The following is a 15,674-nucleotide window of genomic DNA, read 5'->3' as shown; positions in this document are numbered from 1 at the left end:
CACATTATTTCATACAAGCTTGATTTATGTAGTTTCCGCTTTATTCCATACAAGCTTGATAGTTTGTTTGTTGTGGTTGACGAGGACGTCAACCCTCCAATATTTTTGCGCTGGGTTAAAACCCGTCGCTTAAATCTGTCGTCCCGCTGGGACTTTTTTCATTTTGTGTTTAATTTCGAGGGGCTTACGCCACCATCGCTATGATTGTGTCGCCCTCAGGGCTTCAAATCCTGGTTTCTAAAAAAATCCTCTAAATCCTATAATCCTTAAATCCTTGTTTCTAAAATTAAATCTGCGTAATCAGCGCAATCTGCGTGAAAATAAATCTGTGGAATCTGTATAATCTGTGAGAGGATAATCCAAAGGAAGAACGATATCTCGTCGTTCCCCTGACAACCGAGTTATCAAGTTTCCACATTATTTCATACAAGCTTGATTTATGTAGTTTCCGCTTTATTCCATACAAGCTTGATAGTTTGTTTGTTGTGGTTGACGAGGACATCAACCCTCCAATATTTTACCACCTTGTGAATATTCTTGTTTTTAAAATTAAATCTGCGTAATCTGCGTTATCTGCGTGAGAATAAATCTGCGCAATCTTTGAGAGAAGATAATCCAAAGGAAGAACGACATCTCGTCGTTCCCCTGACAACCGAGTTATCAAGTTTCCGCATTATTTCATACAAGCTTGATTTATGTAGTTTCCGCATTATTTCATACAAGCTTGATTTATGTAGTTTCCGCATTATTTTATAACAGCTTGATTTATATAGTTTCCGCATTATTTCATACAAGCTTGATAGTTTGTTTGTTGTGGTTGACGAGGACGTCAACCCTCCATTATTTCTATATCGTGTTCATATCCTGTTATCTTAAAAAATCCTCTAAATCCTATAATCCTTAAATCCTTGTTTCTAAAATTAAATCTGCGTAATCTGCGTTATCTGCGTGAGAACAAATCAGCGTAATCTGCGGGAAATCTTTTCTGTGGATTCGGTGGCAAAATAGCACAAAAACAAGGCATCTTCTTTTTTTGATTGACGAAAATGATCTCTTTGGCTAAAATGGAACGAAATTTGTATAACATATAGTAGAGATATAACCTTGGAGGTTAACAAAATGCTGCAAGGAACTTATGTTGCCCTGATTACGCCTTTCAAAAATGGCAGTATTGACTGGACTGCTTTGGAAAATTTAATTCAGTTTCATCTGGACAATGGAACTACGGGTATTGTCCTTTTAGGAACAACTGCTGAAACAAGCGCTCTGGCGTCCGATGAAAAAGACGCTTTATTGCGTTTTGCGTTGAAAAAAATAGCTGGAAAACTACCGGTGATAATTGGTACCGGAACCAATAACTTACATCAAACCTTAGCTTCCACCCAAAAAGCAAAAGAATTGGGAGCCGATTATGCTTTGATAATTACTCCCTATTACATTAAACCCACGCAAAAAGGTATGCTGGAATATTTTGGCACCATTGCCTCTAAAGTGGATATTCCGATTATTATTTATAATGTTCCCGGTAGAACGGGGGTAAATATGTCCGCAGCCACAACTGTTGAACTGGCGAGAAATTATCCCAATATTGCGGGATTAAAAGATGCCAGTGCAAATTTGGTGCAGACAACGCAAATTATTCGCGATGCCCCAGAGGATTTTTTTGTCTTGAGCGGAGAAGATGCTTTGAACTTTCCCATTATAGCCATTGGTGGCAAAGGAACCATTTCGGTAACTGCCAATGTAGCTCCCCGCTTGGTAAGTGAACATATCGCTACTTGTTTGAAAGGTGACTTGAACACGGCAGCCAAACAGCATCAATATTTGGCGCACTTAAATGAAATGATGTTTATTGAGACCAATCCTATTCCTGCCAAAGAGGCATTGGCTATGATGGGAAAAATAAATATAGAATTCCGCAGTCCTATGTGTCCTTTGTTGGATAACAATCGGGCTCTGCTAAAACAATGCCTGCAGGACTATAAACTGATCTAAGAGGTTAAAAAAAAATGAAACAACAGAAATTGCTCCACGGCTTTCAGCTGATTGAAAAGAAAGAAATTAAAGAGATAAAAATCACCGTTAACCACTATCAACATTTAAAAAGCGGCGCTGAACTTATCCACTATCAATGTGAAGATGATAACAAGGTCTTTATGATCGGGTTTAAAACCATCCCCGAAGATAATACCGGTTGCCCTCATATCTTGGAACATTCCGTCTTGAACGGCAGTAAAAACTTCCCGGCGAAAAGCACTTTTATGGAACTGATAAAAGGAAGTATGAACACTTTTATCAATGCTATGACCTTTCCCGATATGACTTGCTATCCCGTAGCCAGTACCAATAACAAGGATTTTGTAAACTTGATGCGAGTTTATTTGGATGCAGTGTTTTTCCCTAATATTTATAGAGAGCCCAATATCTTGCATCAGGAAGGTTGGCATCTGGAATTACTCTCTGAAGAGGATCCCCTGAACTATCGCGGTGTGGTTTACAACGAAATGAAGGGTGCTTTTTCCTCTCCCGAAAATAATATTAATCGCAAAAGCAAACAAGCCCAGTTTCCAGATACACCTTACGGTTTTGAAAGTGGTGGCGATCCGGAAGCAATACCTGAACTTACTTACGAAAAGTTCCTTGCCTTTCATAGCAAATATTATCACCCTGCCAATAGTAAAATTACCCTTTATGGAGATCTGGATATTGACCAGACCTTGCAAATCATAGATGAAGAATACTTATCCCAGTTTGAAAATAACGGACAAGCAGTGCAAATGCCCCTTCAAAAGCCCTTTAGCAAGGCCAAAACGCTGAGAATGGAAATTCCGGTGGAAGAGGGTAAAGATATTGAAGATCAATACTATCTCTCTATGAATTGGACTTATGGACAAATCACGGACAAATTCCTGCCTCAAGCATTAAAAGCATTAACGGAAATGCTGATGGATAGCCCCGCTTCACCTTTGAAAAAGGCAATTCAGGATTCCGGCTATGCAAAAGACAGCACTTTAACGGTAGATGAAGATATCCTGCAACCAACTATCTTTCTGGTGTGCAAACAAGTGAAAGAGGAAAATATAGAGCCCCTAACACAACTGATCAAAAAAGAACTGCAAAGAATAGTGAGAGAAGGTCTGGATAAAAAGCTGATTGAAGCAGTAATCAATAAAACGGAATTTTCTCTGCGCGAAGCTCAATTTAGATATTATCCCAAGGGCTTGATTTATGCCTTAAATTCACAAGCGCTTTGGATGCATAATGGTAACCCAATTGATAAACTTGCCTTTGAACCGATGCTGAAGGAATTGCGTCGCGGCTTGAAAGAACCATATTTTGAGGAACTGATCGAAAAGGTCTTGCTGAATAACAAACACTCCAGTCAGATAACCTTCGTTCCCGTCCCCGGATTGATTCAAAAAATGGAAGAGAAAACCGCTGAAAAACTGGCCGCTCTAAAAAAGAAAATGACTAAAAAAGAGATAGCAAACCTCATCGAATTTAATCATAAACTGGTGGAATGGCAACAGCAACCGGAAACAAAGGAAAATCTGGAAAAAATACCGATGCTTTCCCTGAAGGACTTAAATCCCGATGCCAAACCTTTTCTGACCGAGGCAGAAACATTGAATGACATTACTCTGTTGGAACATCCCGAAAGCACAAACGGCATTGTCTATTTCAAAGCATACTTCGATATTTGCCATTCAGAAGAAGAAGACCTACCCTGGATTGAACTTTACACCCAACTGGCTGACTGGCTGAACAGCGAAGGATATAACTATGCCAAACGCTCTACGGAAATTGATAGTAATACGGGTGGCATTTCTATGGATATTTCTTTGTATAATAGCTATCAGACCCCGGACGACATCTTACCCAAAATAGTTCTCCGCGGGAAAGCAGTTAAGGATAAATTTGGCAAATTGATGGAATTGGCTTCCGAATATGCTTTAAAACCACTTTTTGATGATCCCGAACGCTTAAAGGTTCTGTTGGCTGAATTAAAAGCTAAAAGCGAGGCAATGCTATCTTTCAGAGGACATGCAATTGCTCTGCAACGGATGCTGAAACCCTTATCTCAAATCTATCACTGGACGGATATCACTCACGGACTGGGTTATTATCATTTCCTGTGTAATTTGGTAAACAATATGGATTCAGGTATAGACGAAATTATGGATGAACTGAACTGGATAAAAAAGACCTTCTTCACTACCCATAATTTGATCCTCAGCATTACAACTGATGCGGAAAATATGCCGGCTGCGAAGAATGAACTGAATACTTTAATCAGTTCGGTCTCCACCGAGGCCTTTGCCCCCGTAGAAACCCATTTTGCCATTAAAGATTATAACGAAGGCATTTATGCTCCTATCCAGGTTCAATTTTGTGCAAAAGGAGGAAACTTTTTCCGCAAGGGCTATTCCTACAGCGGAAAACTAAAAGTGCTGAACAATATTTTACGCAATAACTACATATATCAAGAACTGCGCGTAAAAAGAGGCGCTTATGGCAATATGAGTGATTTCACCCTCGGCGGTTATGTATATTTCGTTTCTTACCGCGATCCGAACTTAAGAGAGACCCTGGAGGTCTATAATACCATCCCAGAGTTTTTAAGAAATTTTGATTGTGATAAAAGAGAATTTGATAAATACATCATCGGTGAAATTTCTCTGCTGGATTTTCCCTTAACTCCGGAAGCAACAGGTGAAAAAGCCGATGAGGATTTCATTACCGGTTTCACTTTTGAAGATAGACAGCAAATCCGCACTGAACTTCTCTCCACTAAAATAGAAGATATTCGCCATTATGCTGAGCTGATTGAAGCGGTTATGAGTAAAAATCACTATGCCGTTTTCGGCTCGGAAACCAAAGTAAAAGAAGCGGCAGACCTATTTGACGCCATAATTCCCGCTATAAAATAAAAATATCCCCGGCAAAGGGAGATGAAACAAAAGGATAAAAAGAAAACTGGTCGCTGGTCGGAAAGAATAAAGAATGTTAAATTGCCAGATCCGGATATTCTGGATGAGCTGAAAGACAAAGCTATATTCAAAACCGCCCGCATCGGCACAAAAGCAAGCCAATCATATAAAAGAGACCTGAACATTGTGCCGGGCAGAATTGTGGAAATTCAAAGTAACTATAGCTTTATAGTTGAAATAAACGGTAAGCTTTGCCCGGCAAAATTAAGCGGACGCTTGAAACAATTTTTGTATCAAAGTAATACCATTGCCGCCGTAGGTGATTTTGTGGAAGTTGATCTTTCCCTAAAGGGTGAAAACCGCATTGAAAATATCCTGCCTCGCCAGTCAGCTCTTATCCGTTATGGAACAGGTAGTTTCCAAAAAGAAATTATTCTGGCTGCCAATATTGATCAGGTTGTTATCACTTGTTCCTGCTTAAAACCGATATTTAAAGCGGGACTTGTAGATCGCTATCTTTGCATTGTCGCTCTGCAAGGTTTGAAACCGATTATCGTGATTAACAAGATTGACCTTTTGGAAGATACGGATGAGCTGGAAGAACAAACTAACTATTACAAAGAAAATGGGTTCATTCTGCTTTATACATCTGTAGTTAACGGCACAGGGATCAACGATTTGAAGGACTTGCTGAAAGATAAGGATTCTGTTTTTACAGGACACTCTGGAACTGGAAAGACCTCCATCATAAACTATTTGGAGCCGTCTTTACATCTTCTGACCGCGGAAGTAAGCGACTTCAATGAAAAAGGAAAGCATACCACTTCCCGGTCCATTTTACTTCCTTGGAGTTTTGGAGGTCACTTATTAGATACCCCCGGAATTAAAACCATCACTTTGCATAAAGAAAATAAAGAACAGATTCCCAGGGTCTTCCCCGGTTTTGAAAATCTGTTTAATAAATGCCGATTTCGTAATTGCAGCCATATTCAGGAAGAAGGATGCGCCGTTTTGGATGCAGTGGAAAAAGGCATTATTCCGTTTGAACGCTACGATAGCTATCAATATCTATATGGAAGTTTATAATGCAAAATTTTGCCGTTTACATCAACCCCGCTTTTAGCGATAAAAACAGCATCTATAAATTACTGGAGAAATTGAAGAACAATTCCGAGATCAATTTTTTCAGCATAGATAGCATACCCGATTTGCCCAAAGAGCTATTTAGACCTTTGCCTAAACCAATGAACCGCAAACAAATCGATTGCATCCTTGTATTCGGGGGCGATGGAACTATTTTGAACGCCAAGGACTTGGCTCTTTTAACCGGAGCTCCAATTTTAGGCATTAACTTAGGTTATCTGGGTTTTCTTTCCGAAAGCGTTTTACCGGAAATTGCCTCTTCCATCGAAAATTTGCAACAGGGAAAATACCGCCTGCTGCACAGAATGTTGATTAACTGTCGGTTGAAACGCAACGGAAAAATCATTTACGAAGCTTTGGCTTTAAATGATGCCGTCATTCACAAAGCAGCCAGCCCCGGTTTAATTCATATCAGAATCAAAGCCGAAGGCAGATATGTGTTTGATACTCGATGCGATGGAGTTATTGCTGCCACGCCCACTGGTTCAACCGCTTATTCACTTGCGGCAGGGGGACCGATTCTTGCTCCCGAAATGGAAGCAATTGTTCTTTCTCCCTTAAATCCTCATATTTTAGCCATCAGGCCAATGGTTTTCCCTTCCACTGAACATTTAACGATGAAGGTTTATGGTTTAAAGCAACCGGCAATGTTACAAATTGACGGTCAAAATTCCATACCTATTTTGGACGAAGATGAAATTTTGGTTACCGCTTCGGAGCGTAGCGTTTCCTTCATCAAACTTTCCAATCGCACTTTCTATCAAATCCTACGCCGAAAATTGAATTTGGGTAAATAATGCTCACTGAATTATACCTAAAAAACTATCTGATGCTACAAGAAACTCGTCTTTCATTTGATAAAGGGTTAAATGTAATCACCGGTGAAACGGGAGCGGGCAAATCCATTCTGGTTGGCTCCATTTCTCTTATTTTCGGAGATAATTTACCCGGTATTGAAGCATTTGATAAAGATCAGCCAATTTACCTGGAGGCAACTTTCAATACCCAGGACTCCGTAGAATTGAATGACTTCCTCTCTAAAAACGCCATAGAGACGGAAACGGAATTAATTGTCGCCAGGGAAATAAACCAGAGCGGCAAATCCAGCTATTTTATCAATGGCCGCAAAACAGGAGCTGCCTTCATCAGAGAGCTGAAAAGATATTTGATCGATTTTCATCATCAACGAGACCAGCAACTGCTACTTTCTTCTTCCTACCAACTTGATTTACTGGATGCTTATGCAGGACTGTTACCTCTCAGAGAGAGTTATGCCAGCCAGTTCAGAGAAGTGAAATCCACACTGAAAACCTTGCAGGAACTAAAAGCCAAAGCCAAAAATCAAAAAGAACTGAGCGATCTCTACCGCTTTCAATATGAAGAACTGGAAAATGCCAAACTACATATCAAAGAAGATGTAGAGCTCCAAAACGAATATGAATTGCTGTCTCGTTCTTTGGAAATAACGGAACTTTGCGATGAAATTAACACTGACCTGTTAGAAAAAGATAATAGCGTATTTGACATCGTAAATGGACATTTAAGCAAATTAAAACGCTATCAGCACTTAAGCCCCGAAATTAAAGTGTGTGCGGAAAATCTGGAGCAGGCATTGGAAGATTTGCAAGAAACAGCCAATCTGCTTTCCAATTACAGAGATAATCTTGATTACGATGCGCAGCGTCTGGAAAACATTCAAGCCCGGCTGGATTTATTAAACTCTCTGATTCACAAACATAAGGTTCGCAGCATAGAAGAACTGCTGATTCTATTTGAAGAAAGATCCGCTCAAATTGCTGCCCAGGACAAAAGCGAAAAAGAAATTGCCGCTCTCGAAAAACAATTGGAAAACTCCTATTCTTTACTGAAAATAAAAGGAGCGGAACTTTCTCTGAAAAGGCAAAAGGCAGCTCTGCAACTTAGCCAACAGCTCCAAACAAGTATCCGCGCCCTAAGTATTCCGGAAGGAATTTTAGAAATTAGGATTGACAAAAAAGCAGAGGATAATTTTTTAATATCAGATTATTTTTTTGCTGTTACGGAATGCGGAGAAGATACTGTGGAATTTCTTTTTTCCGCCAACCCTGGATTTGAAAAAAAATCCTTATCTTCCGTCGTCAGCGGAGGTGAATTATCCAGAATTCTTCTGGCAATAAAGCAAGTGCTGGCAGAACGGCTGGAGCCCAAGCTGATTATTTTGGACGAAATTGAAAGTGGTATTGGAGGAAAAACAGCAGAAAATGTGGCTGATTTTATTGCCTTGCTTTCCCAAAGACAGCAGATTTTGTGCATCACGCATTTAGCACAAATTGCTGCCCGCGCCGATAAACATTTGGCAATAGAAAAATTTACCCACGCCGAAAAAACGCTGGTCGCATTGCACGAGCTAAATTCCGAAGAGCGGTTAAAGGAAATTGCCAGAATGCTTTCCGGTTCTTTAAGCGCCAAAGCTCTTGCCCATGCAGCCGAATTATTAGATAAAATAACCAAAAGAGGTTAATATGCATAAAAGAACTAAACGCAGAGTGAAGGGAATAGCGATTTTCATCGTATTCTTGGCAGTTGCAGCTTCTATTTTTGAATGGCAAAATAATGCCGGTAAACATCCCACCTACGATCTCAAACCCGCACAAAATGATTATCGTGATCTTAAATTCGTTAATAAAGCTCAAATTTCTTTTGTTTCTCCCAATGTTACTAAAGCTCAAGCTGAAATAGAGAAAATTATTGCTGAATATTCCAATAAGCAGATTAGAAAGCAGAGTGAGACATCTTTTGGCGCATATATTTTCAGTGTTCCCCAACAAGACCTTCATTCCATAATCGAAAAATTAGGCAAGTTTGGCACCATCGCTTCCAAAACGGAACAGGTGGATACTTCCTTGGTTAATTTGGATTACGAAAGTGAACTTGCCCGCTTACAAGGTTACGAAAGAGAACAGGCAGACCTCAATAATGTTCGTTTTCCCACAGACGCTCAAAATCGACGCAAGGAAGAATTACATTCACTGATCCAAAGCACTCGTTCCAATTTGGATAAGCTGAAAGATGCTCAAAGCGTTCTTCTGTATGTATCTTTGGTTCCACAACAGAAAACTGCTTCCTGGGAAGTTACGCTTTCTATTTTGGCGGTTAATTTCTTCAGTTGGTTAATTGTTTTTGCCGTGGGAGCCGTGCTTGTTTATTTTGGAACCCGTTTACTAATGTATTTCCTGGCTGCTTTAGGAATAAAAGGAAATAGTTCCGGAGGATTAGGTGGTTCTTACAATTACGGTGGCTACGGAAATTATTATAACCGTTATTATAGCCGTTATGGTTATGGAAAAGGAAAGCGAAAAGTAAAAAGAATATATAAAGACAAACGCTCTACACCTGATTCCGATAGCGAAGAAGATGAAACACCAGAAAAAGGAAGTTAAAGTATGGAACTTTTACCTTGGCAAATTTGGATGATTTTAGGCATCGGCTTCATCATCATAGAGATATTTGATCCTGCCTTTTTCTTTTTCTCTTTGGGGATTGGAGCAATCATCACTTCCCTCCTCTCTCTAATTCCTTTTTTGGGAAACAGTGTTCCACTCCAGATTCTCATTTTTGCCATTTTAAGTTTTATTGCTTTTCTTTTTATGCGCAAGCTGGGAAAGAAAGTCCTGTCCAATCCTGGTAGCAATACCAATGTTTATGCTTTAAAAGGTAAAAATGGATTTGTCACCAAAGAAATTCCCGCCGAAGGAAAAGGTTATGTAAAAATCGGAGGTGAGGAATGGCCTGCCATAGAAACAGACCAAAAAGCAGTAGAAGTTGGCGCTAAAATAATCGTAGAAGGAATCGAAGGTAATAAAGTCATCGTTAAAAAAATCCCGTAACTCCTTTCTTTTTCTTCACCTATTTTCCATCTGAACTATGGTTATGTGTGAGAACCTTTCCCTATGCGTAATCTGCATAATCTATTGGAGCCCTTACTTTTTTTCTATCTGTGTGATCTGTGCTATCTGTGAAAGCCCCTTTCCCCAATCACAAAATTCAGCAATCGGGCATCTTTCGCATTGGGGTTTACGCGGAGTGCACAGATTTTGTCCAAAGGCAACCACATAAGAATTAAAATTAAGCCAGTATTTTACCGGTAATTTTTCCCGCAGAGCCATTTCCGTTTCCAACGGGGTCTTGGTTTGCACATAGCCCCAGCGATTACAAATTCTATGCACATGAACATCCACACAAATGGCTGGTTTATGAAAAGCCACGGCTCTAACCAAGTTTGCCGTTTTTCTTCCCACCCCGGGCAGTAACAGCAGATCGTCTATTGCATCCGGAATTTTGCCGTTGAATTTTTCTTGCAGCGCTTTGGGCAGTTCTTTCAGATGTTTGGTTTTTACTCTGTGAAAGCCAACGGGGGTAATCAATTGATCCAATTCCGCATAGGATATTTTTTCCAAGTCCTCCGCATTATGCACTATTTGAAATAATTTTTCCGCGGCCTTAGCGGTTGTTTCATCTTTGGTTCTGGCGCTTAAAATGGTCGTCACCAGAACCTTGAAAGGATCTTCCGTTTTAATTTGGATTAGATCTACAATCGGTGTTTTTACGCTGTGGAAGTGTTTTTCCAAGCGTTCAATCACGCTTTCCAGATCGCGCGTGTCCATAATCTTCTCCTTCTTAAATTACCAATATTTTTTACTATGGCAAAAGCACAAGACAGGTATGCCAATTTTTTCTTACCCTCGTTTTGCGTGACCAATCAGAATTTGCCACCCTAAAAGTGACAAAAAGACATTTGTCACCCCCTATTATATAGAGGGCAGAAAAAAGTTATTGCCTAAAAATTGGCTTTCATAAACTTTGTCAACTTGAAAGGAGAAATGTATGTGTGGACGCTTTGCGCAGGTGATCGGACATAAAGAACTAAAGAGATTAACCGACGAACTAAAAATTAAGGAAACCACAGACCAGATTGAAATTAACTACAATGTAGCTCCTACGAATATGGTAGCAGCCATTGTAGCTAAAGATGCCATTCGTTATGTGGGTTTTTTCCGTTGGGGGTTAATTCCTTCCTGGTCCAAAACAATTCCGAGCCAAGCGCTTATCAATGTTCGGAAAGAAACCATTATGGAAAAGCCAAGTTTCAAAGCGTCTTTTAACAGAAGGCGTTGCCTGGTTCCGGCCAATGGTTTTTACGAATGGCGTAAAAATGATAAGCAGCCCTTTTTTGTGCAAGCCGCCCATTCTGATTTGATTTATCTGGCAGCGATTTATGATACTTGGTCTGCGCCGGATGGCAGCTTTATTCCTTCTTTGGGAATCATAACCACGGCAGCGGATAAATATATCCAGCCCTTACATAACAGGATGCCGCTATTGCTTCCTCCTTCCCTGTCTGATTTATGGCTGAATCCCCACGCTCAAAATCCTGATGACTTAAGGGCTTTGCTATCCCCGGCTCCCGAAATTGAGCTAAATGTTTACCCAGTGGATAAAAGAATAAACAATCCCCAAAGCAACGATTCAGATTGCTTAAAACCAATTCAACTGCCTTCCGCAAGTAATAATTTTAATTTAGGATAATTATGGAAAATATAAGACAGCACATTTTAGTGGTAGATGACGACATCGCCATTCTGGATTGCATCCGCATGAGCTTGAAAAAAGATATTTCTTGCCAGTTAACTACCACCAGCGATTCTCTCGAAGCATTGGATTTGATCAAAAACAACACTTACAATTTAGTGATAGCGGATATCAATATGCCCAATCTTTCCGGTTTTGAATTGTTAGAATACATTGGTAAATTAAGTCCTAATACGCCTGTAATTCTGATCACCGGTTCTACGGAATCCGATAATTTGCGTTCCGCCATTCAATTAGGAGCTTCGGACATCCTGCGTAAACCCTTTGTTTTATCCGATTTGCATATAGCGGTCAATCAAGCCCTACAGAAAAACAATCTGTTGCTGCAAAATGAAATGTATCGAACGCACTTGGAACATCTCGTTCAGCAGCGCACCAAAGAAGTTTTTGAAGCTAAAAGTAAGCTGGAAAAGAACTATCTAAACACAATCCATGCAATGGTAAATGCCATGGAAGCCAGTGATGAATATATTCGAGGTCATTCTGAAAGGGTAACTTTGCTAAGTATTATGATGGGCAAATTTATGGGCTTGGATTCCGAGCAATTAAAACTTTTACGCATTGGCGCTTTGCTTCACGATTTGGGTAAATTAGGCATCTACGACACTATTCTGAATAAAAAGGAAGCATTGACCAAAGGCGAATATGAAATGATTAAACAGCACCCCGTCATCGGAGCGGACATTATTCGTCCCATTGGTTTGCCCGATACTGTGTATAAAATTATTTTGCAACATCATGAATGGTTTGGGGGAAGTGGTTATCCTTACGGTCTTGCCGGCAATAATATTTCACCTTTGGCAAGAATCGTTACGGTTGCTGATTCTTATGATGCGATGACCAGTAAACGAGCATACCGTAAAAATCTGGAGCCCAAAGCCGCCAGAAAGGAAGTGATGGATAAAGTAGGCGTTCAATTTGATCCGGAATTTGCCAAGTTATTTTTCAACAAGTTCTACGATATAATTGAGCCCCTAAATGATGCCCCCGCCACTTCCAATTTGCTTTCCGAACTTATATAGTTATTTTAGTATTAAGAGAAGGAGATAATATGGTTCAAATTATTAGTGCAGCTGAAGCAGCCGCAATGATCAAAACCGATCACAGAGTTGCCATCGGTGGTTTTTTAGCGGTTGGAGCCCCGGAAACTATCATAGACGCTATGGTGGAAAACGGTAATAGAGATTTACATATAATCGTCATTGCTTCGGACTGGGAAGACAGAGGCGTGGGAAAATTAGTCGTTAACCGGATGGTTAAAAGCGCACAGGTCTCTCATATGGGAACCAATAAAGCCATTCAAGCTCAAATGAATAACGGCGAAATTGAAATTGAACTTGTCCCCCAGGGAACGCTAATGGAAAGAGTTCGCGCCTTCGGAGCCGGATTGGGAGGTGTTTTAACCCCCACCGGATTGGGCACAATCGTAGCTGAAGGCAAGCAGATAATCAATATCGAAGGCAAGGATTATCTTTTGGAAACCGCCATCCCCAGTGATTTTGCCCTCATCAAAGCTCATAAAGCAGATAAACTGGGCAATTTAACTTACCGCAAAACAGCTCGTAACAGCAATCCCATTATGGCTATGGCGGGTAAAATCACTATTGCGGAAGTGGATGAAATTGTGGAAATCGGCGAGCTTGATCCAGAAGAAATTATAACTCCCGGCGTTTTTGTAAATTATCTTGTTTTGGCAAAGGAGAATTAAAATGGCTATGGATAAAAGAGCTATGATTGGTGCACGCATCGCCAGAGAATTTAAAGACGGCGATTATGTAAACCTGGGAATTGGCCTGCCCACCGAAGCTGCCAACTATATTCCCGAAGGAATTCAGGTTATTTTCCAATCGGAAAATGGACTTTTAGGCGCCGGACCCAAACCCCCAGAAGGCAAGGAAGATAAAGATATGATCAATGCCGGAGGAGGATATATCACTTGCCTGCCAGGAGCCAGTTTTTTTGATTCCGCCACCTCGTTTGCCATTATTCGCGGCGGGCATATCGATGCCACCGTTTTAGGAGCCCTGCAAGTTGATCAAGAAGGCAATTTAGCCAACTGGTTAATTCCGGGCAAAATGGTTCCCGGTATGGGTGGAGCAATGGATTTGGTGACAGGAGCCCGAAAAGTTATCGTCGCAATGGAGCATTGTGATAAATATGGCAATTCCAAAATCTTGAAACAATGCACTTTGCCTCTCACCGCCAAAGGAAAAGTGAATCTTATCATCACCGATATGGCAGTTATGGAGGTCTCTCCGGAAGGGCTTTTATTATTAGAAATTGCCGAAGGACTTTCCATAGACGAAGTGGTGAATGCCACCGAAGCGGAATTGATTATTCCCGAAAGAGTCAATACCTTCTAAACGGACGCCATTTTTTACTTTTACAGCCATTCCCTTCGTTTGCGGAGAAAGAATGGCTGTTTTTTTTGCTTTCCTTTTCACTTTTTGGAGCTCTCTCTCCCTGCTCGCTTCCCTAATGCCTCTCCTCCTCCTCTCCTCCTTTACGCCTCGTTGAGGTTGAGCGAAAGAGGAGAGGATGAGGAGTGGCAAGCAAGTTGTGAGGCGTCCTGAAAAAATTGGAAAATTGTGTAGATGGAGGATGCCGCTCCTCCGCAAATTGTGTAGACAGAGGACGCTGTTCCTTCGGCTACACTACATAGTTCTCAACCAGATATCTGTCATCCTTGCCGATTTCCACTTTTAGATAAATGCCATCCTCTTGATAGTCCTCATTTAGAATGTCGGCTATTGCGTGCAGTTTGGAAACCAAAGCAGTTTTTTCGTAAGGTATTTTCAGATAAACAATTCGGTTTCCCAATAAAATTTCTTCCACTTTGGCAAGCAAATTATCGATATTTTTACCCTGCAGAGCTGAAATCATAATACTTTCCGGATAGTGTGTCTTCACGATGGAGGACATTAAAACATCCACTTGGTCGGCTTTGTTGAAGACCACTATTTGCGGAATATTTTCCGCCCCAATTTGCTGTAAAACGGAGTTTACCTGCTGAATGTAATATTCAAAGCGTGCATCGGAAACATCTACAATGTGCAAAAGCAAATCGGCATCCTGAACTTCCATCAGAGTTGCCTTAAAAGAAGCAACCAAATGATGAGGCAACTTCGAAATGAAGCCAACCGTATCAGAAATGACTGCCGGATAGCCAGTGGAAAGTTTTAATTGACGCGTAGTGGAATCCAAAGTGGCAAAAAGTTTATCGTCAACTAACACATTTGCCTGCGTTAACTGATTGAAAAGAGTTGATTTCCCGGCATTGGTATAGCCCACCAAACAAATTTTACGGGATTTTTTCCGCTGTTTGCGTTGGGTTTCTTTCTGATGCTGGATATTTTCAATGGCAGTGTTGATTTTGCGGATTTTATCTTTGATGAGGCGACGGTCTATTTCAATTTGTTTTTCTCCCATACCTCTGGTTGCCGTTCCCCCTGTATTTCTAACTCCGCCGCGTTCTTTGTCAAAATGTTCCCATAATCTTTTTAAGCGGGGCAATTGATATTCCAATTCTGCCAAACGAACTTGTAATTTGGCTTCCTTTGTTTTGGCATTATGGTGAAAGATGTTTAGGATAACTTCGGTGCGGTCGATAACTTTTATCTGAAATTCATTTTCCATATTTCTTGCTTGTGAAGGGCTAAGTTCATCGTTCACAATAAGTAAATCCGCCTTTGCCTGAAGCATTTTTTGGCTGAGCTCGGTTAAAAAACCCTTGCCAAAGTAGGTAGCTCTATCGGGAGCAGTTCTTCTTTGACGATAAGCCCCCAAAACATCTATGCTGGCTGTTTCCGCTAAGCGTTCCAGTTCATTTAACGATTCTTCAATGTCTTTGTCTGTCTCGGAAGGCGTTCCCAAAGCAGCTATAAAAGCCGTCTGTTCTGTTTTTTCGGTTTCTTCCCAGACCTCTGGTTCCAGTTCATATTCTTCCATTCCTGAGTAATTTTCGTGTTCCAT

General features: G+C 40.6%; 14 protein-coding genes. 12 read left to right on the top strand and 2 right to left on the bottom strand.

The window, feature by feature from the left end:
* The 8 genes from ABFC98_01965 to ABFC98_01930 form a co-directional block, all read left to right on the top strand.
* Positions 1-204: hypothetical protein (locus ABFC98_01965; GenBank protein MEN6444794.1), on the top strand; the 204-nt coding region annotated here is incomplete at its 5' end.
* A gap of 915 nt (positions 205-1,119) precedes the next feature.
* A complete protein-coding gene (dapA, locus tag ABFC98_01960) occupies positions 1,120-1,995 on the top strand; it encodes a 4-hydroxy-tetrahydrodipicolinate synthase (protein MEN6444793.1) in 876 nt (291 codons plus the stop codon).
* A gap of 14 nt (positions 1,996-2,009) precedes the next feature.
* The gene (locus ABFC98_01955; protein MEN6444792.1) at positions 2,010-4,931 is read left to right on the top strand and encodes an insulinase family protein; all 2,922 of its coding nucleotides are present in this window, start codon (positions 2,010-2,012) and stop codon (positions 4,929-4,931) included.
* A gap of 21 nt (positions 4,932-4,952) precedes the next feature.
* A complete protein-coding gene (rsgA, locus tag ABFC98_01950) occupies positions 4,953-6,017 on the top strand; it encodes a ribosome small subunit-dependent GTPase A (GenBank protein ID MEN6444791.1) in 1,065 nt (354 codons plus the stop codon).
* Complete coding sequence (locus ABFC98_01945) at positions 6,017-6,871, top strand: NAD(+)/NADH kinase (GenBank protein MEN6444790.1); 855 nt, start codon at positions 6,017-6,019, stop codon at positions 6,869-6,871. The genes rsgA and ABFC98_01945 overlap by 1 nt, the downstream gene beginning before the upstream one ends.
* The gene (recN, locus tag ABFC98_01940) at positions 6,871-8,574 is read left to right on the top strand and encodes a DNA repair protein RecN (protein MEN6444789.1); all 1,704 of its coding nucleotides are present in this window, start codon (positions 6,871-6,873) and stop codon (positions 8,572-8,574) included. Before ABFC98_01945 ends, recN begins: the two co-directional genes overlap by 1 nt.
* A gap of 1 nt (position 8,575) precedes the next feature.
* Positions 8,576-9,493, top strand: coding sequence for a hypothetical protein (locus ABFC98_01935; GenBank protein MEN6444788.1), 918 nt, complete (start codon positions 8,576-8,578; stop codon positions 9,491-9,493).
* A gap of 3 nt (positions 9,494-9,496) precedes the next feature.
* Positions 9,497-9,940, top strand: a complete 444-nt coding sequence (locus ABFC98_01930; protein MEN6444787.1) for an NfeD family protein — start codon at positions 9,497-9,499, stop codon at positions 9,938-9,940.
* Between the two features lie 93 nt (positions 9,941-10,033).
* Here the strand turns inward: ABFC98_01930 and nth are convergent, their stop codons facing one another.
* Positions 10,034-10,717: an endonuclease III gene (gene nth, locus ABFC98_01925; GenBank protein MEN6444786.1), complete on the bottom strand. Its 684-nt coding sequence runs from the start codon at positions 10,715-10,717 to the stop codon at positions 10,034-10,036.
* Between the two features lie 220 nt (positions 10,718-10,937).
* Here nth and ABFC98_01920 point away from each other — a divergent pair, with 220 nt between their 5' ends.
* Genes ABFC98_01920 through ABFC98_01905 form a run of 4 tightly spaced genes read left to right on the top strand, consistent with a single transcriptional unit; the run spans position 10,938 to position 14,065 of the window.
* Positions 10,938-11,639: an SOS response-associated peptidase gene (locus ABFC98_01920; protein ID MEN6444785.1), complete on the top strand. Its 702-nt coding sequence runs from the start codon at positions 10,938-10,940 to the stop codon at positions 11,637-11,639.
* Between the two features lie 2 nt (positions 11,640-11,641).
* The gene (locus ABFC98_01915) at positions 11,642-12,724 is read left to right on the top strand and encodes an HD domain-containing phosphohydrolase (protein ID MEN6444784.1); all 1,083 of its coding nucleotides are present in this window, start codon (positions 11,642-11,644) and stop codon (positions 12,722-12,724) included.
* Positions 12,725-12,753: 29 nt separating this feature from the next.
* Positions 12,754-13,410, top strand: a complete 657-nt coding sequence (locus ABFC98_01910; protein MEN6444783.1) for a CoA transferase subunit A — start codon at positions 12,754-12,756, stop codon at positions 13,408-13,410.
* A gap of 1 nt (position 13,411) precedes the next feature.
* Positions 13,412-14,065 (top strand): CoA transferase subunit B, encoded by a 654-nt coding sequence (locus tag ABFC98_01905; protein ID MEN6444782.1) that lies wholly within the window; start codon positions 13,412-13,414, stop codon positions 14,063-14,065.
* A 286-nt stretch (positions 14,066-14,351) separates the two neighbouring features.
* Here ABFC98_01905 and hflX read toward each other — a convergent pair whose 3' ends face one another.
* The gene (gene hflX / locus ABFC98_01900; GenBank protein ID MEN6444781.1) at positions 14,352-15,674 is read right to left on the bottom strand and encodes a GTPase HflX; all 1,323 of its coding nucleotides are present in this window, start codon (positions 15,672-15,674) and stop codon (positions 14,352-14,354) included.

This window comes from Candidatus Cloacimonas sp. (assembly GCA_039680785.1).
GTDB lineage: Bacteria > Cloacimonadota > Cloacimonadia > Cloacimonadales > Cloacimonadaceae > Cloacimonas.
This window is presented reverse-complemented; position numbering and strand designations above follow the sequence as displayed.